The sequence below is a fragment of the Frigoribacterium sp. CFBP 8754 genome (assembly GCF_014841815.1).
GTDB classification, from domain to species: Bacteria; Actinomycetota; Actinomycetes; order Actinomycetales; family Microbacteriaceae; genus Frigoribacterium; species Frigoribacterium endophyticum.
Genome location: NZ_JACYUO010000003.1, coordinates 263,777 through 283,511 on the forward strand (window position 1 = coordinate 263,777; position 19,735 = coordinate 283,511).

22 protein-coding genes and 1 tRNA gene are annotated in these 19,735 nt (G+C 74.7%); 5 read left to right on the forward strand and 18 right to left on the reverse strand.

Annotated features, from left to right (window positions below; genetic code table 11):
- Positions 1 to 289: 289 nt before the first annotated feature.
- The 5 genes from IFT72_RS11710 to IFT72_RS11730 form a co-directional block, all read right to left on the reverse strand.
- Positions 290 to 2,953 (reverse strand): ATP-dependent Clp protease ATP-binding subunit, encoded by a 2,664-nt coding sequence (locus IFT72_RS11710; protein ID WP_192046534.1) that lies wholly within the window; start codon positions 2,951 to 2,953, stop codon positions 290 to 292.
- 275 nt (positions 2,954 to 3,228) lie between these two features.
- Positions 3,229 to 3,717, reverse strand: a complete 489-nt coding sequence (locus IFT72_RS11715) for a hypothetical protein (RefSeq protein WP_192046535.1) — start codon at positions 3,715 to 3,717, stop codon at positions 3,229 to 3,231.
- A gap of 145 nt (positions 3,718 to 3,862) precedes the next feature.
- Complete coding sequence (locus tag IFT72_RS11720) at positions 3,863 to 4,747, reverse strand: Rieske 2Fe-2S domain-containing protein (protein WP_192046536.1); 885 nt, start codon at positions 4,745 to 4,747, stop codon at positions 3,863 to 3,865.
- A 175-nt stretch (positions 4,748 to 4,922) separates the two neighbouring features.
- Positions 4,923 to 6,371: an APC family permease gene (locus IFT72_RS11725; protein ID WP_192046537.1), complete on the reverse strand. Its 1,449-nt coding sequence runs from the start codon at positions 6,369 to 6,371 to the stop codon at positions 4,923 to 4,925.
- 320 nt (positions 6,372 to 6,691) lie between these two features.
- Positions 6,692 to 7,612 (reverse strand): LysR family transcriptional regulator ArgP, encoded by a 921-nt coding sequence (locus IFT72_RS11730; protein WP_056058475.1) that lies wholly within the window; start codon positions 7,610 to 7,612, stop codon positions 6,692 to 6,694.
- Between the two features lie 91 nt (positions 7,613 to 7,703).
- On the opposite strand from IFT72_RS11730, the gene IFT72_RS11735 reads away from it, so the two are divergent.
- A complete protein-coding gene (locus tag IFT72_RS11735) occupies positions 7,704 to 8,531 on the forward strand; it encodes a LysE/ArgO family amino acid transporter (RefSeq protein ID WP_371741277.1) in 828 nt (275 codons plus the stop codon).
- Between the two features lie 81 nt (positions 8,532 to 8,612).
- The gene (locus IFT72_RS11740) at positions 8,613 to 9,416 is read left to right on the forward strand and encodes a TSUP family transporter (RefSeq protein WP_192046538.1); all 804 of its coding nucleotides are present in this window, start codon (positions 8,613 to 8,615) and stop codon (positions 9,414 to 9,416) included.
- A gap of 29 nt (positions 9,417 to 9,445) precedes the next feature.
- Here IFT72_RS11740 and IFT72_RS11745 read toward each other — a convergent pair whose 3' ends face one another.
- From IFT72_RS11745 to IFT72_RS11775, 7 genes are all read right to left on the reverse strand, one after another.
- The gene (locus tag IFT72_RS11745) at positions 9,446 to 10,591 is read right to left on the reverse strand and encodes a zinc-dependent alcohol dehydrogenase (protein WP_371741278.1); all 1,146 of its coding nucleotides are present in this window, start codon (positions 10,589 to 10,591) and stop codon (positions 9,446 to 9,448) included.
- Positions 10,592 to 10,611: 20 nt separating this feature from the next.
- Positions 10,612 to 11,091 carry a hypothetical protein gene (locus IFT72_RS16100; RefSeq protein WP_056058485.1) on the reverse strand — a complete coding sequence of 160 codons (480 nt, stop codon included), beginning with the start codon at positions 11,089 to 11,091 and terminating at the stop codon, positions 10,612 to 10,614.
- A 138-nt stretch (positions 11,092 to 11,229) separates the two neighbouring features.
- On the reverse strand, positions 11,230 to 12,111 hold the full coding sequence (locus IFT72_RS11755; RefSeq protein WP_192046540.1) for a manganese catalase family protein: 882 nt from the start codon (positions 12,109 to 12,111) through the stop codon (positions 11,230 to 11,232).
- A gap of 181 nt (positions 12,112 to 12,292) precedes the next feature.
- On the reverse strand, positions 12,293 to 12,670 hold the full coding sequence (locus IFT72_RS11760) for a hypothetical protein (RefSeq protein ID WP_056058491.1): 378 nt from the start codon (positions 12,668 to 12,670) through the stop codon (positions 12,293 to 12,295).
- A 168-nt stretch (positions 12,671 to 12,838) separates the two neighbouring features.
- Positions 12,839 to 13,315: a hypothetical protein gene (locus tag IFT72_RS11765; protein ID WP_192046541.1), complete on the reverse strand. Its 477-nt coding sequence runs from the start codon at positions 13,313 to 13,315 to the stop codon at positions 12,839 to 12,841.
- Positions 13,316 to 13,930: 615 nt separating this feature from the next.
- The gene (locus tag IFT72_RS11770) at positions 13,931 to 14,209 is read right to left on the reverse strand and encodes a hypothetical protein (RefSeq protein WP_192046542.1); all 279 of its coding nucleotides are present in this window, start codon (positions 14,207 to 14,209) and stop codon (positions 13,931 to 13,933) included.
- A complete protein-coding gene (locus IFT72_RS11775; protein ID WP_192046543.1) occupies positions 14,209 to 14,373 on the reverse strand; it encodes a hypothetical protein in 165 nt (54 codons plus the stop codon). Before IFT72_RS11775 ends, IFT72_RS11770 begins: the two co-directional genes overlap by 1 nt.
- Positions 14,374 to 14,605: 232 nt before the next feature.
- Here IFT72_RS11775 and IFT72_RS11780 point away from each other — a divergent pair.
- A tRNA-Gly gene (locus tag IFT72_RS11780) sits at positions 14,606 to 14,676 on the forward strand.
- 20 nt (positions 14,677 to 14,696) lie between these two features.
- Here the strand turns inward: IFT72_RS11780 and IFT72_RS11785 are convergent.
- The 4 genes from IFT72_RS11785 to IFT72_RS11800 all read right to left on the reverse strand — a co-directional run bounded on the left by IFT72_RS11785 (position 14,697) and on the right by IFT72_RS11800 (position 17,176).
- Entirely contained in the window at positions 14,697 to 15,863 is a 1,167-nt protein-coding gene (locus IFT72_RS11785; RefSeq protein ID WP_192046544.1) for an NAD(P)-binding domain-containing protein, read from the reverse strand.
- Between the two features lie 211 nt (positions 15,864 to 16,074).
- The gene (locus IFT72_RS11790) at positions 16,075 to 16,530 is read right to left on the reverse strand and encodes a MarR family winged helix-turn-helix transcriptional regulator (RefSeq protein ID WP_056058516.1); all 456 of its coding nucleotides are present in this window, start codon (positions 16,528 to 16,530) and stop codon (positions 16,075 to 16,077) included.
- A gap of 246 nt (positions 16,531 to 16,776) precedes the next feature.
- Positions 16,777 to 16,938: a hypothetical protein gene (locus tag IFT72_RS11795; RefSeq protein ID WP_192046545.1), complete on the reverse strand. Its 162-nt coding sequence runs from the start codon at positions 16,936 to 16,938 to the stop codon at positions 16,777 to 16,779.
- 94 nt (positions 16,939 to 17,032) lie between these two features.
- The gene (locus IFT72_RS11800; protein ID WP_156370189.1) at positions 17,033 to 17,176 is read right to left on the reverse strand and encodes a hypothetical protein; all 144 of its coding nucleotides are present in this window, start codon (positions 17,174 to 17,176) and stop codon (positions 17,033 to 17,035) included.
- A 300-nt stretch (positions 17,177 to 17,476) separates the two neighbouring features.
- Here IFT72_RS11800 and IFT72_RS11805 point away from each other — a divergent pair, with 300 nt between their 5' ends.
- Positions 17,477 to 17,809 carry a hypothetical protein gene (locus IFT72_RS11805; protein WP_056058519.1) on the forward strand — a complete coding sequence of 111 codons (333 nt, stop codon included), beginning with the start codon at positions 17,477 to 17,479 and terminating at the stop codon, positions 17,807 to 17,809.
- A 14-nt stretch (positions 17,810 to 17,823) separates the two neighbouring features.
- A complete protein-coding gene (locus tag IFT72_RS11810) occupies positions 17,824 to 18,159 on the forward strand; it encodes a hypothetical protein (protein ID WP_056058522.1) in 336 nt (111 codons plus the stop codon).
- Here the strand turns inward: IFT72_RS11810 and IFT72_RS11815 are convergent.
- Both IFT72_RS11815 and IFT72_RS11820 read right to left on the reverse strand, forming a co-directional pair.
- Positions 18,149 to 18,862: a GAF and ANTAR domain-containing protein gene (locus IFT72_RS11815; RefSeq protein ID WP_167261173.1), complete on the reverse strand. Its 714-nt coding sequence runs from the start codon at positions 18,860 to 18,862 to the stop codon at positions 18,149 to 18,151. The two genes, IFT72_RS11810 and IFT72_RS11815, sit on opposite strands and share 11 nt — an antisense overlap.
- Positions 18,863 to 18,909: 47 nt before the next feature.
- Positions 18,910 to 19,695, reverse strand: a complete 786-nt coding sequence (locus tag IFT72_RS11820) for a hypothetical protein (RefSeq protein WP_056058528.1) — start codon at positions 19,693 to 19,695, stop codon at positions 18,910 to 18,912.
- Positions 19,696 to 19,735: the final 40 nt, after the last annotated feature.

A 19,735-nucleotide genomic window follows, 5' to 3' on the forward strand; every position in this document is an offset into this window, starting at 1 on the left:
GCTCGACCGACCCTCGATCGTGCATACATGCCCTGACATTAAAACCAGGAACGTCACAAGGTCGGCGGCTGTCTCATACAGGGACACGGGGAATGCGAGAGGGATCCGTCGTCGAGGAGCCGGGTGGCGCGGCTCCGGCCTCGTCATCCGGCGGATCACGCTCAAATTCGAGAAGAGAGCGCGAGAGCAGGGTCACGGCGGCGGACGCAGGGAGGCGCGGTGCCGGTCAGACCGACACCGCGCCTCCCGCAGTCCCGCAGCCGCAGCCGCGGCCGCAGCCGCCCCGCGGCTACGCCGCGCTCGCGACCTCCGCCACGACGGGGCGGGCGACGAGCTCGCCGTCGCCTCCGACGCTGACCAGCACGCGCCCGCCGGCCGCGACCGCGCCGGAGACCATCAGGTCGGCGAGCCGGTCGTCGACCTCGCGCTGGATCGTGCGGCGCAGCGGCCGGGCGCCGAACTCGGGCTCGTAGCCGTGGTCGACGATCCAGTCGGTGGCCGCGTCGTCGATCTCGACCGCGATGCCCTGGGCCTCGAGGCGACGCGAGGTCGCCCCGAGCAGCAGGCGCACGATGTCGCGCAGCTGCGCCCGGTCGAGCTTGCGGAAGAGCACGATCTCGTCGATGCGGTTGAGGAACTCGGGCCGCATCGCCTCCCGCAGCTTGCCCATGACGCGGTCGCGCAGCGCCTTCTCCGACCCGAAGCCGTTCCCGGCCGCGGGGTCGGAGCCGACGGGCCCGGCCGGCGTGAAGCCGAGGGCGCCGCCGCGCGAGGCGAGGAACTCCGAGCCCAGGTTCGACGTCATCACGACGACCGTGTTGCGGAAGTCGACCGTGCGGCCCTGGCCGTCGGTCAGCCGGCCGTCGTCGAGCACCTGCAGCAGCAGGTTGAACACGTCGGGGTGCGCCTTCTCGATCTCGTCGAGCAGGATCACCGAGTACGGGTTCCGCCGCACGCGCTCGGTCAGCTGGCCGGCCTCGTCGTAGCCGACGTAGCCGGGAGGGGAGCCGACCAGGCGGCTCACCGTGTGGCGCTCGCCGTACTCGCTCATGTCGAGCCGGATCATCCCGCCCTCGTCGCCGAAGAGCGACTCGGCCAGGGCCTTCGCCAGCTCGGTCTTGCCGACGCCGGTCGGCCCGAGGAAGAGGAACGACCCGGTCGGGCGGGCGGGGTCGCCGAGGCCCGTCCGGCTGCGCCGCACCGACCTGGCGATCGCGGTGACCGCGTCCTCCTGGCCGACCACCCGGGCGTGCAGCTCCTGCTCGAGCAGGGCGAGCCGCGAGCGGTCGCCGTCGGTGAGGCGCGCGACCGGGATGCCCGTGGCGCGCGCGACCATCTCGGCGACGTCCGCCGCGGTGATCTCCGTGCCGACCGCCTCCGTGCCGACCGCCGCCGTGCTGACCGCCGCCGTGCTGTCGGCGTGACCGCTCCCGACCGCCGCGGCCAGCGACTCCTGCACGGCCTCGATCTCGTCGCGCAGGTGCGACGCCTCCTCGTAGCGCTCCGCGGAGACCGCGGCGTGCTTCGACGACTCGAGCTCGGCGAGCCGGGCCTGGAGCGCCGCGGTGTCGACCCGGCCGCCGAGGCGCAGGCGACGACGGGCGCCGGCCTGGTCGATCAGGTCGATCGCCTTGTCGGGCAGGAACCTGTCGCTGACGTAGCGCGCCGACAGCTCGACGGCCGCGCGCAGGGCCTCCGGCGCGTAGGCGACGCCGTGGTGCTCCTCGTAGCGCGGGGCGAGCCCGGTGAGGATGAGCACGGCGTCGTCGACGCTCGGCTCGGGCACCGTGACGGGCTGGAAGCGGCGCTCGAGGGCGGCGTCCTTCTCGATCGTGCGGTACTCCTTCAGCGTCGTCGCGCCGATGAGGTGCAGCTCGCCGCGGGCGAGGCGGGGCTTGAGGATGTTCCCGGCGTCCATGGTGCCGTCGCCGTTGCCGCCGGCCCCGACGACCGTGTGGATCTCGTCGAGGAAGACGATCAGCTCGCCCTGGTGGGCGGCGATCTCGTCGACGACCGTCGTGAGGCGCTCCTCGAAGTCGCCGCGGTAGCGGGTGCCGCTGACCATGCCGGCCAGGTCGAGCGTGACGACGCGCTTGCCCTGCAGCAGCTCGGGCACGTCGCCGTCGACGATGCGCTGGGCGAGGCCCTCGACGATGGCGGTCTTGCCGACGCCGGGCTCGCCGATCAGCACCGGGTTGTTCTTCGTGCGGCGCAGCAGGATCTCGACGGTCTGCTCGACCTCGTCGGCCCGGCCGATCACCGGGTCGATCTCGCCGCGGCGGGCGCGCGCCGTGAGGTCGCTGCCGTACTGGTCGAGGGTGGGCGTGCCGGAGTCGCGGGCCGGGTCGCCGGCACCGGTCGCGTCGGTGCCCGTGCCGGCTCCGCTCCCGGCCGCGCCTGCGGCGCCTCCCGCGGTCGACCCGCCGGTCGGCGACCCGTCGCGGACGAACGCCTGGAGCGCCTGCGGGGTGATGCCCGCGGCGGCGAGCAGCTGCCCGCTGACCGACTGCTGGTCGACGACCAGCGAGAAGAAGACGTGCTCGGGGTCGACGTAGGTCGAGCCGAACGCGCGGGCGGCCTGTGCGGCCTGGAGCAGGACGCGCTGGGCGGCCGGGGTGAGGGCGACGGTGCTGGGGGTGTCGGACGAGGGGCCGGGGAGGCGGCTGTCGACGGCTCGGAGCAGGGCGTCGCGGTCGACGCCCGCGTGGCGGACGACGTCGGCGGCGGGCGACTCGTCGAGGAGCACCCGCAGGACGTGCAGGGAGTCGACCTCGGCGTGGCCACGGCTGGTGGCGAACTCGCCGGCCCGGGTGACGAGCCCGTGGGCGGCGCTGCTGAGCAGGCGCGAGATGTCGACGGGGCGTCCGGTCTGACCCGACCGGGCGCCGTTCATGAGGCGGGCGAGGAACTCGTCGAACGAGCCGCCGTCGCCGGAGCCGAACTGTGCAGGCATGGGACCTCCTGGGGAAACTTGAGTGGCTGCGACTCAAGTAAACGCAGGGAGCCCCGGGTCATTCCCGGTCGGCGGAAGAAGTTGAGCGGAGTCGGCTCAACCCGCCACGTCAGGTCGCCGGGCGGCTCCCCTCGCCGCCCCCGCGCCTCCGGCCCCTCCGCCCTCTCGACCGCTCCGTGTCGCAAATGCCGACCATCAGCACCGCAATACCGGGTTTTCCCCCTGTTGCGACCCGACCGAGCCTGCGACGGTCGGCATTTGCGACAGGGAGCGGGTCAGGAGCCGGTGCGGGCGCCGGCGAGGTGCTCGTCCGTGGCGCCGTCGGGCCCGGCGGCGGCCTCGGCGCCGCTGGTGTGAGCGCTCGCCTTGCCCTGGTCGTCGCCCTCGGCGCCCTCGGCGTCGGCGCCCGGCGCGTTCGCGAACTCGGCGCCGTAGCTCTCGCTGTCGAGGTCGGGGATGTCGAGCATCTCCTGCGGCCAGGCCGGTCGGGAGGGCTGGAGGCGCAGCGTCGCCTCCTCGAGGTCGCGGATGACGTCCTCGTCGACGGGCTCGTCCTGGCTGTTCTCGACCGGGGTGGAGAACACCTGGCTCGCCGGGCCGATGAGCAGGTGCGCGTAGGCCTTGCTGCCGCCCTCGGTCACGACGGGCACCGACACGATGTCGGAGGTGTCGGCCTCGGCCAGCGCCCTCGCGTAGCGGAGCACGGCCTTGCAGGTGCGGTCACCGACCAGCATGTAGCTGCCGGAGTAGTGGAGTCGTCTCATGGGATCGACCGAACCACGAGGGGCCCGGCCGTGCTCGCCCTTGCTCGCGGAGCGTCCGTGCACTACGCGCACCGCGCCTCCGGGGGGCTCCCACCGCCCCGGAGCGGGAGCGAGGGCCTGCCGGAGGTGCGGGTCGGCCGGGCGGTCAGCCCGCGTCGGGCAGCCGCACCTCCACCGTGCCGTCGACGACGCGGGTGTCGAACCGCGGCTGCGGCGACGTCGCCGGACCGTGCACGACCTCGCCGGTGCGCATCGAGAAGACGCTGTCGTGCCAGGGGCACGAGACGCAGGCCTCGCCGGGCTTGCCCGCGTCGGTGACGAGCTCGCCCTCGGAGAGCGGGCCGGAGAGGTGGCTGCAGATGCTCGAGAGCACCTCCACCTCGTCGCCGCGACGCAGCGCGACGAGCGGCTGCCTGTCGAGGTCGAGGCCGGTCAGCTCGCCCTCGGGCAGGGCGTCGAGGCGGGTGACCTCGTGCCAGCCGGGCGAGACGAGGTGCGGCACGTCCTCCGCGTGGTTCGCGCCGACGGCCTGGCGGTAGGCGAGGTGCCCGCCGATGAAGCCGCCGAGGCCCACCGCGCCGAGGCCCGCGAACGAGAGCACCTTGGCGCTCGTCTGCTTGCCGCGCAGCCGCTGCAGGTACGAGGCGCCGTAGAGCGCGGTGCCGACCAGGTTGGCCGCGGAGTGCACGAGCCCGGTGCGCTTCTGCTGCTCGTGCGTGGCCGACCAGTCGGCGAAGCCGGCCAGGGCCGAGGGCGCGACCGCGAGCACGCCGGCGCCGACGAGGGAGCGGGCGGGGCGCTCCTGGCCGGGCATCAGGTCGAGCAGGGCCGCGCTGATCCACGCGCCGGTCGGCACGAGCACCATCACGGGGTGCAGCGGGTGGCCGGCGGGCACGCCGTGCAGCAGGTCGCGCAGCGCCCGGGGCTTCAGCACGGCGTCGACGACGCCGGCCACCTTCTCGACGAGCGGGTCGAGCCTCTTCTCGCGCTCGACCGCCTCGAGTGCCTTGACGATCCTGAGTTCGCGCATGGTGCCTCCTCCGCCCTCGCGGGCTGTCGTGCGCCGCGGCTGCTGTGCCGCGGGCGGTGGTGGTGCGGTCGGTCGTGCCGTGCTCCGAGTCGACACCGGCGGGGCGCCGGGTGCCCGGCCCGGGCCGGAACTGTTCGCGTCGCGGACGACGCGGGGTCGGTGCGGTCCGGGCGCCTCAGGCCCGGTCGGCGCCGGCGCCGCTGCTGGTGCCGGTGCCCGCGCCGCTGCCGGCTTCCGGGCCGCGGCGGCTGCCGAGCTTGGCGAGCAGGTAGAGCACGACGCCCGCGGCGAGCATGATCGCGCCGAACAGCCACACCTGGGCGCTCTGCTGCGTGAGCAGCAGGACGCAGGAGGCGACGCCCAGCACGGGCACGGCCGTCCAGACCCGGAAGTGCTCGTGCTCGACGCGGTCCTTCCGAAGCACGAGCACCGCGACGTTCGTGCTGATGAACACGAAGAGCAGCAGCAGCACGACCGTCTCGGCGAGCGTGCCGATGTCGCCGACGAGGGTGAGCCCCATCGCGACGGCTGTGGTGACGAGGATGGCGGCCCACGGCGTGCGGCGCTTCTCGAGCACGGCGCCGAGCGGGCGGGGCAGCAGCCCCTGCTCGGCCATGCCGTAGGTGACGCGGCTCGACATGATCATGGTGAGCAGGGCGCCGTTGGCGACCGCGATCAGCGCGATGAGGCTGAACAGCCACGAGGGCACGGCGACGCCGCTGGCCGCGACGACGTCGAGCAGGGGGCCGGTCGAGCCGCTGAGCTCGTCGGCGGGCAGGGCGATCGCGCTGGCGAGGCCGACGAGCACGTAGACGACGCCGGCGGTGGCGAGGGCGCCGAACAGGGCGCGGGGGTAGACGCGGCGGGGCTCGCGCACCTCCTCGGCGATGTTGGCGCTCGTCTCGAAGCCGACGAACGAGTAGTAGGCGATGATCGCGGCGCCGAGCGTCGCGATCGCCGGGTCAGCATCGGCCGGGAACTCGCCGACGCGGCCGACGTCGCCGCCCCCGCTGCCGAGCATCACGGCGACGACGACGATCACGATGACGAGGCCGCTCACCTCGATCACGGTCATCACGACGTTGCCCTTGAGCGACTCGCTGATGCCGCGGGCGTTGAGGCAGGCGACGAGGGCGAGGAAGGCGATGGCGGTCGGCACGGTCGGCAGGTCGACGAAGGTCGACAGGTAGTCGCCGGCGAACGCGAGCGAGAGGCCGGCCGCGCTGACGACGCCGGCGGCGAGCATGCTGAAGCCGACCAGGAACGAGATCACCGGCTGACGGAACGCCCTCTCGGCGAAGATCGCCGCGCCTCCGGCCTTGGGGTACTTGGTGACGAGCTCGGCGTACGAGCCGGCGGTCAGCAGCGCGAGCAGCAGGGCGAGCAGCAGCGGGGCCCAGAGCGCGCCGCCGACCTCGGCCGAGAGCGTGCCCATGAGGGCGTAGATGCCGGCGCCGAGCACGTCGCCGAGGATGAAGAGGTACAGCAGCGGGCCGGTGATCGCCTGCTTGAGCTTCGAGCCGCCGGCGGCGCCGTCGGCGCCCGGGGTGCCGGAGTCGCGGGTCGAGCCCTCGGGACGGGCCGGCTCCGAGGAGGCGGCGGCGGGTCGGGCGGGCGTGGTCATGTGTCCTCCTGGCAGCGGGCGCCGTCGGGCCCGGCCGTCCTGTCGGCCGCGCCCCGGCGCCCACCGAGGCAACCACCGGCCCTGCACGCGGGGCCTCATCGCGTCACTGGCTTGCGCCGCGCCGCTGCCGTGTGCTGAGCCTGCGCGGGGTGCACGGGTCTGTCGCCGCCCGTCTCGCGTCGGACCGGGTGGTGTGGGCAGTGCGGCGGGTCCGTGTTCCCGTGGGCGGGTCAGCGCCGGCCCGCCCACGAGGACACGGACCCGCCCGCTCGCGAAGGGCTCGGCCCGAGTGCGGCAGGGCGGGCCGGGCGCCGCACCGCTCAGGCGGGCGGCAGCAGCGCCCCCGCGGCGCCCGCCCGGACGGCCGCCGAGACGCGGTCGAGCAGGGGGGAGGCCAGCGTCCAGCGCTGCCACCAGAGCTCGACGTCGACCACGTCGCCCGGCGACAGCTCGACGAGCCGCCCCGCGGCGAGGTCGTCGGCGCTCTGCTGGTCGGGCAGCAGCGCCCAGCCGAGGCCGAGCCCGACGGCCCGCACGAAGTCCGACGACGAGGGCACGTAGTGCCGCGGCGGGCGCGGGTCGTAGCCGAGCGCCCGGCGGAGGAACCCCCGCTGCAGGTCGTCGTTGCGGTCGAACGAGAGCATCGGCGTCGCGTCGACCCGGCCGATCGACGGCACCCCGCCGAGCCAGCGGTCGACGTAGCCGGGGCTGGCCACCGCGCGGTAACGCATCGTGCCGAGCGCCTCCGACGTGCAGCCCTGGATCGGCTCCCTCGTCGACGTCACCGCCGCGAGCACGTCGCCCTGGCGCAGCAGGGTCGTCGTCCGCTCCTCGTCCTCGCGCCGGATGTCGAACACCACGGGCGCCTCCGGCGGCAGCGACGCCAGCGCGTCGAGGAACCAGGTGGCGAGCGAGTCGGCGTTGACGGCCAGGGCCAGCGACGGGGGCGGCGCACCCGCGTCGGAGGCGCCTCCTCGTGCTCCGTGCCCCAGCTCGGCCGCCGTGTCGGCGGCGAGCAGCTGCACCTGGCGGGCGTAGCGCAGCACGACGTCGCCGGCCGCGGTCGGCACGACCGGCGTCGTGCGCTGCAGCAGCACCTGGCCCGCGGTGCGCTCGAGCGCCTTGATGCGCTGCGAGACGGCCGACTGCGTCATGTGCAGCCTCTGGGCCGCGGCCTCGAAGGTGCCCTCGTCGACGATGGCGCGCAGGGTCTCGAGGTGGTCGAGGGCGAACGGCGTCATCGGTGCGGTTCTGGCTTGATCATCAGCACAGCTTATGCGGCATGACGATCTGTAGCTGGAGAGATGTGCGGCGCGGACGTAGCGTCGCCGGGTGACCACTTCCACGCTGCTGCTGACCTCCCTCACGGGCATGGGCACCGGGCTCGCCCTCATCGTCGCGATCGGCGCCCAGAACGCCTACGTGCTGAAGCTCGGGCTGCAGGGCGTGAACCGCGTCATCGTGCCGGTCATCGTCATCTGCGCCCTCAGCGACGCCGTGCTCATCACCGCGGGCGTCGCCGGGGTCGGCGCGGTGGTCGCCGCTGCTCCGCAGGCGCTCGTCGTCGTGCGGGTCGTGGGGGCAGCGTTCCTCCTCGTCTACGCCGGGTTCGCCGCCCGTCGGGCGCTGCGACCGGTCGGAGGGCTGACGGTCGACGGGCCCGACGAGGCCCCCGCGACCGGCACGCCCTCCGCGTCCGGGGTCGGCCCCGGCTCCGCGGCCCTCGAGCCCGTCACCGCCGCGGGCCCCGTCGCCGGGACCATCACCGGCGGGGCAGGCAGCCCCGCCACCGGCTCGGTCGCGACGGTCGCCGCCCCGGCGCCGGCCCGCTCGTCGACCCCCGGCCGGGCGCCCGGCTCCGCCCCGGTCCGCCGCCGCACGGCCGTCCTCACCGTCCTCGCCCTCACCTGGCTCAACCCGCACACCTACCTCGACACGATCGTCTTCCTCGGCTCGGTGGCCAACCAGCAGGAGGGCGACCTGCGCTGGTGGTTCGCCGGGGGAGCGATCGCGGGCAGCCTCGCGTGGTTCGCGGCGCTGGGCCTCGGCTCGCGCCTCCTGCGCCCCTTCTTCGCGCGGCCGTCGTCGTGGCGGATCCTCGACGGGCTCATCGCCGTCGTCATGACCGTGCTCGGCCTGGAGCTGCTGCTCGGCGCCTGACGCTGCAGGTCGGGGTGCGCGGCCAGGGGCGCTGAGCCCGGGAGGCGCGGGCCCGGTCGGTAGGCTCACGGCGGGGGGCACATGGACTGGCTGGGCGTCGCGGTGCTGCTCGTCGTCGCCGTCGGCGCCGCGTGCCAGGTCGCCTCGGGGCTCGGCTTCGCGCTCGTCTGCTCGCCGTTGCTCGTGCTGGTGCTCGGTCACGGCCCCGGCGTGCGTGTGGTGCTGGTCATGTCGATCGTGCTCAACCTCGTGGTGCTCGCGCGCTCGTGGCAGCACGTCCGCCTCGGCGACGCGCTGCGGCTGCTCGTGCCCGCCGCCCTGTTCGTCGTGCCGACCGCCCTGCTGGCGCAGTCGGTGCGCACGCCGCTGCTCTCGCTGCTCGCGGGGTCGGTCGTGGTCGTCGCGACCGCGCTCGTCATCGCGCGCCGCGAGCTGCGCTGGCTCGACGGCACCCGCGGGGCGGTCGCGGCCGGGGCCGCCAGCGGCGTCTTCAACACGCTCGCCGCGGCGTCGGGCCCGCCGGTGGCGATCTTCGCCGCGCAGCGTCGGTGGGAGCCGCGCGTGATGAGCGCCACCCTCCAGGCCTTCTCGCTGCCGCTCAACCTCGTGACGCTCGCCGTGCTGGTGCTCGTCGGCGACGGCGCTGGCGATGGCGGTGGCGGTAGCGCCGCCTCCGCCACCGCCGTCGCCGCCGGCGCGGTCGCCCCAGCCGGCCTGCCCCTGGCCCCGCTCGCCTGGGCCGTCGCCGGCCTCCTGGCCGGAGCCGCCGCGGGAGTCGCGCTGGGCCACCGCGTCCCCGCCCCCGTCGTGCGGGCGGTCGCCCTGGGCGTCGCGCTGCTCGGCGGCGCGACGCTGGTGACCACCGGGCTCACCGGGCTCCTCTGAGGGGCCGCGCCCGCGCCTCCTCGACGCCGCTACGGGCGGAACACCGCCCGCACGCAGCCGTCCTCCTTCTCCTTGAACATCTCGTAGCCCCGCGGCGCCTCGTCGAGCGGCATCACCTGGGTCGCGAGGTGCTCGGTGGTCAGCTCGCCGGCGGCCATGCGCTCGAGCAGCATCGGCGTGTACCGCTGCCCGTGCATCTGGGCCCCGCGCATGGTCAGCCCCTCGTTCATCAGCGCCCCGAGCGGGAACTTGTCGACCACCCCGCCGAAGACGCCGAGCACGAACACGCTGCCGCCCTTGCGGGCCGCCGTCACGGCCTCGCGCACGGCCGTGGGCCGGTCGGTCTGCAGCCGCAGCTGCTGCTTGACCATGTCGTAGCCGAAGTCCGGCCGGTCGCGGTGGGCCTCCATGCCGACGGCCTCGATGCAGACGTCGGGGCCCCGGCCGCCGGTGAGCTCGCGCAGCTCGGGCAGCACCTCGACCTGCGTGTAGTCCATCGTCTCGGCGCCGATCACGTCACGCACCTGTGCGAGGCGCTCGGGCAGGCGGTCGATGACGACGACGCGTTCCGCCCCGAGCAGCAGGGAGGCGCGGGCCGCCATCTGCCCGACGCCGCCGGCACCCCAGACGGCCACGGTCGACCCCGGCCCGACGCCGCCGAGGTCGGCGCCCATCCAGCCGGTCGGCGCCGCGTCGGAGGCGAACAGCGCGCGCTCGTCGCTGACCGACTCGGGCACGGTGAAGGCCCCGACGTCGGCGTACGGCACCCGGATGTACTCCGCGTGGCTGCCCGCCCAGCCGCCGACCGCGTGCGAGTAGCCGAAGCAGCCGCCGGGTGACTGGCCCCAGAGGCCCTCGGCGATGCCCGCGTTCGGGTTGCCGTTGTCGCAGAGCGAGTACTGCTCCTGCCGGCAGTACCAGCAGCGGCCGCAGGCGATGAACGAGTTGACGACGACCCGGTCGCCGACGGCGTGCCGGCGGACGGCCGAGCCGACCTCGACGACCTCGCCGACGAACTCGTGGCCGAGCACGTCGCCGGAGCGCATGGTCGGCACGTAGCCGCCGAGCAGGTGCAGGTCGCTGCCGCACGAGGTGGTGAGAGACACCTTGACGATCGCGTCGTGGGCGTTGAGCAGCCTCGGCTCGTCGACCTGCTCGACACGGAGGTCGTTCACCCCGTTCCAGACGAGCGCCCTCACAGCGCACCCGCCCCGAACGCGCGACGCTCGGCGCCGTCGACGAGGGCACCCGCGACCGTGTGCTTCCGGCGCCCCTCGGGCCGCGGCAGCTGCTGCAGCACCTCGCCCGTCTCGACGCGCGTCTTGAGCTCGCGGAGGGCCCGGCGCAGCGTGTCGGCGGGGTCGCCGCCGAGCTGCTCGCGGACGACGGCCTCGGCCCGGCCGCCGGGCAGCACCCGCGCGTGCAGCTCGGTGCCGCGGTCGCCGGGGGCCGGCAGGAGGCGCGTCTCGACGACCTCCGCGAGCCGGTCGAACGGCGGCCCGACGACGCCGCCCGGGGCGATGTCGTCCGGCGTCGCCAGGACGGTCACGGACTTCCAGCCGTCGGCGACGGGCTGCTTCTCCGCGTGGCGCCGGGCCAGGGCCGCGGCGGCCGCCGCCGCGGAGGCGGCGACGCCCGCGCCGGCTCCGAGCAGGGCGAGGGTGCTCTTGTTCATGGTGGTCTCCTTCGGGGGCGGGCGGGTGCGGACGAGCCGACCCGCGACTCCTTCGTCGTCAGGGTGGGGGATGCACGAGGACCACGCCCCGGGCGGGGAAGCTCGTCCGGGACGGGGTCCTGGTGAGGGAGGGCCGGGTCAGCCCTTGTGGAGGGCGTCCTTGACGGCGCCCTTCGTCTTCTCGAGCAGCGGCGACTTGCCGGTCGTGCCGTGGAAGCGCTCGTCGGGCGTCGTCGGCGCGGGCATCGGCGCCGTCGTCGTGGGGCCGTCGTGGTAGCTGAACTCGCCCTTGCCGTCGGGGGTGGGGCCGCTGGCCCACGAGCCCTCCTTCGCGTGCGCGCCGTCGGAGAAGTTGAGGTACTGGTAGTTCACCGTCTGGTCCTCCTTCGACTGCGGGAAGGTGCTCGGCACCGGGAACTGCTCGATGCCGTCGTCCTGCAGCTCCTGGATCGCCGCGAGCCACTGGTTCTGGTGCATGGTGTCGCGGGCGATGAGGAAGCTCAGGAGGTCCTTCACGCCCTTGTCGTCGGTCATGTGGTAGAGCCGGGCGGCCTGGAGGCGGCCCTGCATCTCGCCGTTCGCGTTGGCGGTGAAGTCGGCGAGGAGGTTGCCGCTCGACGTGATGAACGCGCCCTGCCAGGGGTTGCCCATGCTGTCGACGGGGCGGGCGCCGGCGCCGGCGACGATGGCCTGCTGCACGTCGGTGCCGCCGATCACGGCCGCCATGACGTGGTCGTTCTGCACGGCCTCGTCGGTGAGGCCCACGGGGGCCTTCTCGAGCAGCTGCGAGATCATGATGGCGAGCATCTCGACGTGGCCGAACTCCTCGGCGGCGATGCCGAAGAGCAGGTCGCGGTACTTGCCGGGGATGTGGGTGTTCCAGGCCTGGAAGCCGTACTGCATGGCGATGGTGATCTCGCCGTACTGGCCGCCGAGCACCTCCTGCAGCTTGCGGGCGTAGACGGCGTCGGGGGCGTCGGGGGTCGCGCTGTGCTGCAGCTCTTGCTCGTGGAAGAACATGGGGGTCCTCTCGTCGAGTGGACGGACCTCCACACCACGCCGGGAGGCGCGGGTCGACACCCAGGGGAGCGCTCGCCGGGGCACGCATCGCCAAACGGGCTTGACGGGAGGCGCGGGGTGCGGGACCCTGCGCGGGCTCGGCTCGGCTCGGCTCGGCTCGGCTCGGCTCGGCTCGGCGGGGCTAGGCGCCCTCGGCCCCGGTCGCCCCGGTCGCCCCGCTCGCGACGGACGTCGTCGGGGTCGCCTCGCCGGCGGCGCCGACGGGCGGCTCGGGGAGGAGCTGGAGGCCCTGGCCGCTGTTGGCCGACTCGGTGAGCACGGCGATCCACCGCGGGTTGATGGTCGGCGGTCGGCTGCCCGCGAACGAGAAGCGCAGGCTCACGGTCGGGTGGATCCACACGCTGCTGCGGCCGTCGCCGGCCGAGGCGGGCTCCTTCCAGGAGAAGACGAAGCTCTCCTGGCGGCGGATCTTTGTGATGATCACGATCTGGAGGTGGGCCAGCACGCGGTCGTCCAGCTGCACCTCCGCGGTGCCGCCGTCGTAGGTCAGGTAGCCCACGGTGCCTCCCGTCTCCTCGGCACGAGGGGCGCAGGCCCCTTCCGTCCCATGGTGCCAGGAGGCCGAGCGCCGCGCACCGTGGTGACCGGAAGGCGCACTGGCGCCCCGGACGGCCGCCCCGGCCGCCGTCAGGTGCCCGTCGCGCTCGTCCTCCTGACGGTGCGGGGCTCAGCGGGCCGTGTCGTCGGCGTCCTCGATGCACGACAGCGCCTGCTCGGCGGCGTCGGAGTCGTCGTCGGCGTCGGTCGCCCGGGTGAACGACGAGTTCTCGGCGGCGTCGTCGTTGGCCGACTGGTAGGTCGCGTCGAAGTCGTCCGACTCGACGTCGCCCGTCGTGGTCCAGAGGCCGATGGTGTCGCTCAGCACGTTGTTCTCGCCGAGGGGCGCCGCGACGTACCAGGTGTCGCCTTCCTGGACGGCGTAGCCGAGCAGCACGTCGTCGGTGGCGCCGTCGGCGAGGGTCGAGAGGGCGGTCGCGCCGATGCGGGTGCACGCGGCGTCGTTGGCCTGGCCCGGGTCGGTGCGGGTGGCGGACGAGCCGGGCACGTCGCCGGCGGGGTCCGTGTTCTGCGCGCCTCCGGTGCAGCCCGCGAGCGGCAGCATCAGCAGGGCGGCGAGGGGCAGCAGGGTCTTCTTCGTGATCATGAGGCCGACGCTAGGAGGACGGCCCCCGCTCCGCCCGTATTCACAGGCCCCCTTGCCCTTGGGCCCGTCGCGTCCCCCGGTGGGCGGGCCCCGCGCGGCCCGGTCGGCGTCCCCCGCAGCGCCCGGTCGTCGTCCTCGGCGCGGCCTGAGGGTCTCTCCGCTCCTCCGTCCCTGCCGAATTCGCGAGTGATCCGTGCCGCGGGCCCGCGGCTCCCGCCTGACACGGCCGCGGCGAGCCGGATCCCTCTCGGATTCCCCGGGGAGTCGCGGTCAGGTCGCGAGGACCGGCCCGCCTCCCCGGAAAGGCGGGCCGGGCTGGGCCGGGCGGGCTGGGCCGCCCGGGCGGCCGAAGGTCGGTCGCCCGCATCGCTGATCCACTCCGGAGTGGATCGGCGGCTCTCGACGTGGCGGGAGGGCGGGGGCTGCTCCACTCTGGAGTGGATCGGCGGCCCTCGACGTGGCGGGAGGGCGGAGGCTGCTCCACTCCGGAGTGGATCAGCGGATGTGGACCGTACTTGTCGGGGCGGATCCCGGCCCGGAGCTGGGCCGTGCGGTGGAGAGCAGCCCGCGCCCGCGACCGAACCGCGCCGCGCCGCGCCGACCAGGGCGCACGGCTCAGCCCAGCTCGACCCCGTGCTCGACGAACGTCAGCGCCGCGCAGCGCAGGTCGGGGCACGGCACGTGCTCGCGCGGCCGCCCCATCAGCGTGACCTCGTAGAGGCCCCCGGTGCGCTCGACGAAGCCGAGCAGCGCGGCGACGTCGTCGGAGGGAAGGCGCCGGTCGAGCACCCGCCACTGGCCGTCGTCGATCCGGTGCAGGTGCACGTCGGAGACGTCGGTCAGCGGCACGCGCACCAGCTGCTGCGCGGTCGACGTCCGACCGGCGGGGGGCATCAGGCCACCCCGCTCGCGGCGGACTCGGCGACGAAGAAGTCGCCGTAGCGGACCTCGTCGCGGCGGGTGGAGCGCCGGCCCGGCGTGGTGCGGCGTCGGGGCCGCGGCGGGTAGGTGGTGATCTTGACCGGTCGGGCGTCAGGATCGCTGACGTAGTGGCTCATGAGGTGCTCCTCTGGTCGCTCGGGTCCGCCCAGTCGGCCCCGGTGGTCCCCTCGACGCTAAGCGGGTGGACGGATCGGTGCAGGCCCTTGACAACCGGCCCCCGACCGGGGGACACCGGGTGGAACGGGGGACGCGACGTCGTGAGCGTGCCGTCGGGCCGGCCGTCGGGCGGCCGCACAGACCGAGGAGTCGCGGGTCGCTATAGTGGGGGAGTCCGCCTCACCGCGGCGCGCGAGTGTAGTTCAATGGTAGAACTCCAGCTTCCCAAGCTGGTAGCGCGGGTTCGATTCCCGTCACTCGCTCTCCTCGCTCGGCCGCGCCGTCACCGCCGCGCCGCGCCCGTCCCCGCACCCAGCCGCTGCACCAGCGCGACCGCCGCCGCGCGGCCCGCCCGGTTGGCTCCGACGGTCGACTGCGACGGCCCGTAGCCGATCAGGTGCACCCGCTCGTCGGCCCGGGCCCGCGTGCCGACCAGCGGCACCCCGCCGAGCGGCCCGCGCAGCCGCAGCGGGTCGAGGTGGTCGAGGTCGGCCCGGAATCCCGTGGCCCAGATGACCGCGTCGACGCTCGTGCTCGACCCATCGGCCTCGACCACGTGGTGCGGGCCGAGCGCCGTGAACATCGGGCGACGGGTGAGGACTCCCCGGCGCCGCGCCTCCACGGCGTAGCTCGTCCAGCCGAGCCCGGTGTACGAGACGATGCTCGCGGGCGGGCGGCCCTCCGCCGCGTCGGCCGCGACACGGCGCTCGACGTCGACGCCGTCGAGGCTCTGCGTGAAGTCGTGGTCGAGGAAGACGGGTTCGCGTCGCGTGTACCAGAGGGTGGTCGCGACCCGGCTGACCTCCTCGAGCAGCTGCACCGCCGAGATGCCGCCGCCGACGATCGCGACGCGCCGGCCCGCGAAGTCCGAGGCCCGTCGGTAGTCGCGGCTGTGCCGCTGCAGGCCGGCGAACAGCTCACGGCCGGGCACGTCGGGCACGACGGGCGTGTTCCACGTGCCGGTGGCGTTGACGACCGCGCGCGTCAGCCAGGTGCCCGCCGTCGTCTCGACGAGCAGGTCGCCGCCCGGGTCGTCGTCGACCGCCCGCACCGCCGTCACGCGCACGGGCCGCACGATCGGCAGCCGCTCGCGCTCCTCGTACGCGGCGAAGTACCGCGGCACCGCGTCGCGGCTCGGCTCGTCGGGGTCGACGGGCGGCAGCGGCATGCCCGGCAGGTCGAAGATGCCGTTGACGGTGCCCATGTGCAGCGACTCCCAGCGGTGCTGCCACGCGCCTCCCGGTCGGTCGTCCGCGTCGAGCACGACGAGCGTGCGGGCCGCGTCTCCGTCGGCGTCGGGGTCGTCGAGCGCGGAGCCGAACCCGCGGCGCGCCAGGTGGTGCGCGGCCGACAGCCCGGCCTGGCCGGCGCCGACCACGACGACGGTCGCGCGTCGGGGTGCCGGCGACGGCCTGCGGGTCGGGACCGGGGCCGGCGTCGCGTCGCTCATCCGCGCCTCCTCGTGCCTCGGTGCGGGCATGCCCGTCGACACGTCGACGGTAGCGGAGCCGCGGTACTCGCCACGTCGAGGGGCAGATCGACGCTCTCAGGCCGTCGAAACGGCAACCGACGAGCCCCGCCTCGTCGAGGTGACCCGATCTGGGGCCTGCGCGGCGCGGAGGGCCCGGGAGGGGTCGCCTCGACGTCCGAGGGCCCGAGCGTCAGCGCGGGACGCGCTCCGCCTGCGACGCGATCACGGTGCTCAGCTCGTCGAGGAACGCGCTGATCACCTCGGCCTGCTCCGGGGGCACCTGCATGAGGAACTCCTGCACCGGCGGCACCGTCGTGGTGGTCTCGCAGGCGTCGCGCCCCTCCGGCGTGGTGTGCACGGTCTTGCGGCGACGGTCGCTCGGGTCGGCCTCGCAGAGCACGAGACCGGCGTCCTGCAGCCGGTGCAGCAGGTTCGAGACGGCGGGGGTGGTGAAGCCCAGGGTCGCGGCGAGGGCGCCCGGCGTCATCGGCTGCTCGGTGGCCTCCGCGGCGAGGATGAGCGCGAGGGCGTCCCGCTCCGTCCGCGGCAGGGGCGACGACCCGGCCGTCCGGTCGAGGCGCTGCTCGGTGATCCGGTAGCTCTCGAGGGAGGCGTGCAGGCGGGCTGCCTGGATTCGCTGGGGCATCGCGGGGTCCTCTGGGTGATCAGGCCGTCGGGGGTGACGGTGTTCGGTGTGACGCCCGTCGGGCGTCGCCCGCGCGCTGCCGGCCCTGGTGGAGGCGGTGGTCGAGCGGTCGTCCTGTGCTGCTGTCGTGCGGGTGGTGCCGTGTGCCTCGGGGGAGGCGTCAGTCGAGGTCGTCGTCGTCGATCGACGTGTCGAAGTAGGAGACGTGCTCGAGCTCGGGAGCGAGGGCGAGGGCGGAGAAGGGCATCAGGCCGCCTCCATCCTCGCGTGCTCGGGGCGGGCCGAGGAGGCCTCGACGGGGCTGGCGGAGAACGCCTGCACCTCGGCGGCCGAGAGCGACTGGGGGCCGACCAGGCGACCCGAGACGGCGGCGACGAGCGCCTCGTGGGTGAGCGACCGGAGGTCCATCAGGCGGCCTCCGCCCGGAAGAGGTCGGCGAGGTCGAGCGGCTCGGTCGCGGGGAGCGCGAGGTCCGACCAGGTGGCGGCGGCGCCGGCGGCGTTCACGCGGCGACCCCGAGGGCGACGAGCATGCCGGCGACGACGGTGCCGCACGCGGCGACCGCCGAGGTCGCGATGACGAAGAGGGTGGCCTGGCGTTCGGTGGCTCGGATCTCCGTGAACGGAGACTGGCTCGTGATGCTCATGTCGTTCTCGTTCCTGACGGCCCTGCGCCGTCGTCGTTGCGGGTGGCCCGCCGTGAAGTCGGGCCGTACCGCCGTGAACCGGTACGAGGGAGATCGTGACACGATTTAGCTAGGCGGGCTAGTTAGTCCTCCTAGACACTTCGCTTTCCGGACAAGCGCGTCGCGGAGCGCGCCGGGCGGCCAGCTCGGGCGCCCCCGGCGGGCGCGGCCCGGAGCCACCGCCTGACGGCGCCGGCCCCCGAGGAGGACACTGGGGGAGGCGGCAGCCCCGTCCCTGACCCGACGAACGGACCGAGCACCATGGCCATCTCCAACCTGCCCTACGACGACGGCGTCATCGTGCGTGCGGTCGCGGACGTGCCCGCACGCGACCAGTCGGTCTCCGACGTCCGGGTCGACTTCCTCAGCGACGACATCGGGGCGGGCGGCAGCGCCACGGTCACGGCGACCATCACCTGGTCGATCTCGGCGGCCGACGCCGTGTCGATCCTCGACCAGGCGCGCCTGCCGCAGGGCGCCTCCGGCCCCGCCACCGAGAACGGCGCCCACGACCCGCACGCCGACCACGACCAGCACGCCGACCACGCCCCGCACGACCACGCCGTCGACGACGCGGCCGTGCCCGGCGCCTGAGCGGGGGCACGACCGTGGGCCACCTGATCTACGACCGCGGCACCGCCGAGGTGCAGATGGACGACCGTGTGCTGGCGCACCTCCAGATCGTCATGGTCGCCAAGCTGCGCCGCCACGAGAGCTTCGCCTTCTCGTGGAAGGAGCCCGCGGCGTCCGGTGACGGGCGCAGCACCATCTGGGTCTTCCCGACCGTGAGCCTGCGCTTCCGCTTCGCCGGCAGCCGCCCTCCGGCGATCAACCCCGCCTGGCTGAGGGCGCTCGCCGCCTCCGCCGACAGCGGCCCCGGCCTGCACGTGCTGCCCGAGCCGGCCTCGGCCACCGGGGCCTCGGCGCCGGAGGTCAGAGGCTGAGCTCGCGACGCACCACTCCCTCGGCGACCTCGCGGAGGCGCACCCGGTGTCGCCGGGCGTGGTCACGGATCAGCGCGAAGGCCTGGTCCACCCCCGTCTCGTGCTGGTAGGCGAGGAACCCCTTCGCCTGCTCGATCGTGACGCGGGCGTCGAGCGCCCGCTGCAGCTGGTCGGCGAGCTCGTCGCGGGCGTCGGAGTCGCGCTGCTGGAGCACGCTGATCGTCGCCACGTGGGTCATCGCCTGCAGCAGCACCAGCTCGACGTCGCTCAGGCGGCCCGCCTCGCGCAGGAAGACGTTCATGCCGCCGATGGTCCGGTCGCGCACCGTGAGCGGGATGGCGACGGCGGCGCGCAGACCCGACGCCTCGGCCGTCTCGACGAACTCCGGCCAGCGGTCGACGACCCCGTGCACGTCCGGCACCTCGAGCAGATGGCCGTCCGCGTAGGCGGCGACGCAGGGGCCCGACGCCGTGCCGATCTGCGCTTCCTCGACGTCGACGGAGCGCTCCGAGGTCGACGCGACGACGTGGAGGGAGCCGCCGGCGTCCGCCAGCACGACCGCCGCCTCGGAGGCGCGGGTGTGCGTGACGGTCGCCTGCACGAGCACGTCCATCGTGTCGATGACGTCGTGCCCTCCCCGGAGCGAGTCCGCCAGGTCGACGAACACGCGGGCCAGGTCGATCTCCCTCTGATCAGCGCTCATGCACCGACCCTACGAACGAAGACCGCGGCTCGCTCGCCGATGTCCGGTCACCGAACCGGGAGCTCCTGCAGCTTCGCCACCAGCGCGGTCTTCGTCAGGCGCGAGTACCCCGTGAGCCCCGCCGCGCGGGCGAGGCCGCGCAGGTGCACGAGGGTCTGGGCGTGCAGGTCCTCGCGGGCCTCGCTGCCGTCCTCGCGCGTCACGGTCGTCTCGTCGCTCGGGGGGAGCGGCAGGGCGTAGTCGACGGGAGCGGAGCCGGCGGCGGCGGCGGCTGCCGGAGTCGCGGTGCCGGCGGGCGCACCGGTCGCGTCGGCCGCCGGGCCGGACGTCGGCGTCGACGAGGCGCCCTGTGCCGTGGCCGCCGTGCTGCGCGACGCCTTCGCGGCGGCCTTCTCGGCGCGGCGGGCGGCCTTCGCGGCGGCCTTCTCGGCCGCGGCGACCTCCTCGCGGGCGGCGTCGGCCTTCGCGGCCTTCTTCTCGGCGCGGGCACGGGCCTTCCGGGCGGCGGCGCGGCGCTCTTCGAGCTCGGCGCGCTGGGCGTCCGCCTTCTCGGCGCGACGGGTCGCGGCCTTGATCTCGCCCTTGACGACGACGAGCTGCTGCGCGAGGTCGTCGAGGCCCGGCCGCGTGACGGTGGTCAGCGCCGCCGACCGGGCGCGCGCCTCGGCGACGGCGGCCTTCGCGGCGCGCAGGGCCTCGCGAGCGCGGGTCTCGGCCTCGGCGGCCTTCGAGCCGCCCTTCGCGGAGCCCTTCGCGGAGCCCTTCTTCGTGGCCCCCTTGGCGGAGCCCTTCCCCGCGTCGGAGTTCTTCGGGGTCTTGTCGTCCTTGGGCACGGCGGTCCTTCCTCGGGTGGACGGCGCCGCGGGCACGGGC

What these genes read in the sequence shown, in the direction of transcription:
- IFT72_RS11710 (WP_192046534.1), bottom strand. Translation starts at nt 2,953, where the DNA reads ATGCCTGCACAGTTCGGCTCCGGCGACGGCGGCTCGTTCGACGAGTTC.
- IFT72_RS11715 (WP_192046535.1), bottom strand. Translation starts at nt 3,717, where the DNA reads ATGAGACGACTCCACTACTCCGGCAGCTACATGCTGGTCGGTGACCGC.
- IFT72_RS11720 (WP_192046536.1), bottom strand. Translation starts at nt 4,747, where the DNA reads ATGCGCGAACTCAGGATCGTCAAGGCACTCGAGGCGGTCGAGCGCGAG.
- IFT72_RS11725 (WP_192046537.1), bottom strand. Translation starts at nt 6,371, where the DNA reads ATGACCACGCCCGCCCGACCCGCCGCCGCCTCCTCGGAGCCGGCCCGT.
- IFT72_RS11730 (WP_056058475.1), bottom strand. Translation starts at nt 7,612, where the DNA reads ATGACGCCGTTCGCCCTCGACCACCTCGAGACCCTGCGCGCCATCGTC.
- IFT72_RS11740 (WP_192046538.1), top strand. Translation starts at nt 8,613, where the DNA reads ATGGACTGGCTGGGCGTCGCGGTGCTGCTCGTCGTCGCCGTCGGCGCC.
- IFT72_RS16100 (WP_056058485.1), bottom strand. Translation starts at nt 11,091, where the DNA reads ATGAACAAGAGCACCCTCGCCCTGCTCGGAGCCGGCGCGGGCGTCGCC.
- IFT72_RS11755 (WP_192046540.1), bottom strand. Translation starts at nt 12,111, where the DNA reads ATGTTCTTCCACGAGCAAGAGCTGCAGCACAGCGCGACCCCCGACGCC.
- IFT72_RS11765 (WP_192046541.1), bottom strand. Translation starts at nt 13,315, where the DNA reads ATGATCACGAAGAAGACCCTGCTGCCCCTCGCCGCCCTGCTGATGCTG.
- IFT72_RS11770 (WP_192046542.1), bottom strand. Translation starts at nt 14,209, where the DNA reads ATGCCCCCCGCCGGTCGGACGTCGACCGCGCAGCAGCTGGTGCGCGTG.
- IFT72_RS11775 (WP_192046543.1), bottom strand. Translation starts at nt 14,373, where the DNA reads ATGAGCCACTACGTCAGCGATCCTGACGCCCGACCGGTCAAGATCACC.
- IFT72_RS11785 (WP_192046544.1), bottom strand. Translation starts at nt 15,863, where the DNA reads ATGAGCGACGCGACGCCGGCCCCGGTCCCGACCCGCAGGCCGTCGCCG.
- IFT72_RS11790 (WP_056058516.1), bottom strand. Translation starts at nt 16,530, where the DNA reads ATGCCCCAGCGAATCCAGGCAGCCCGCCTGCACGCCTCCCTCGAGAGC.
- IFT72_RS11795 (WP_192046545.1), bottom strand. Translation starts at nt 16,938, where the DNA reads ATGGACCTCCGGTCGCTCACCCACGAGGCGCTCGTCGCCGCCGTCTCG.
- IFT72_RS11800 (WP_156370189.1), bottom strand. Translation starts at nt 17,176, where the DNA reads ATGAGCATCACGAGCCAGTCTCCGTTCACGGAGATCCGAGCCACCGAA.
- IFT72_RS11805 (WP_056058519.1), top strand. Translation starts at nt 17,477, where the DNA reads ATGGCCATCTCCAACCTGCCCTACGACGACGGCGTCATCGTGCGTGCG.
- IFT72_RS11815 (WP_167261173.1), bottom strand. Translation starts at nt 18,862, where the DNA reads ATGAGCGCTGATCAGAGGGAGATCGACCTGGCCCGCGTGTTCGTCGAC.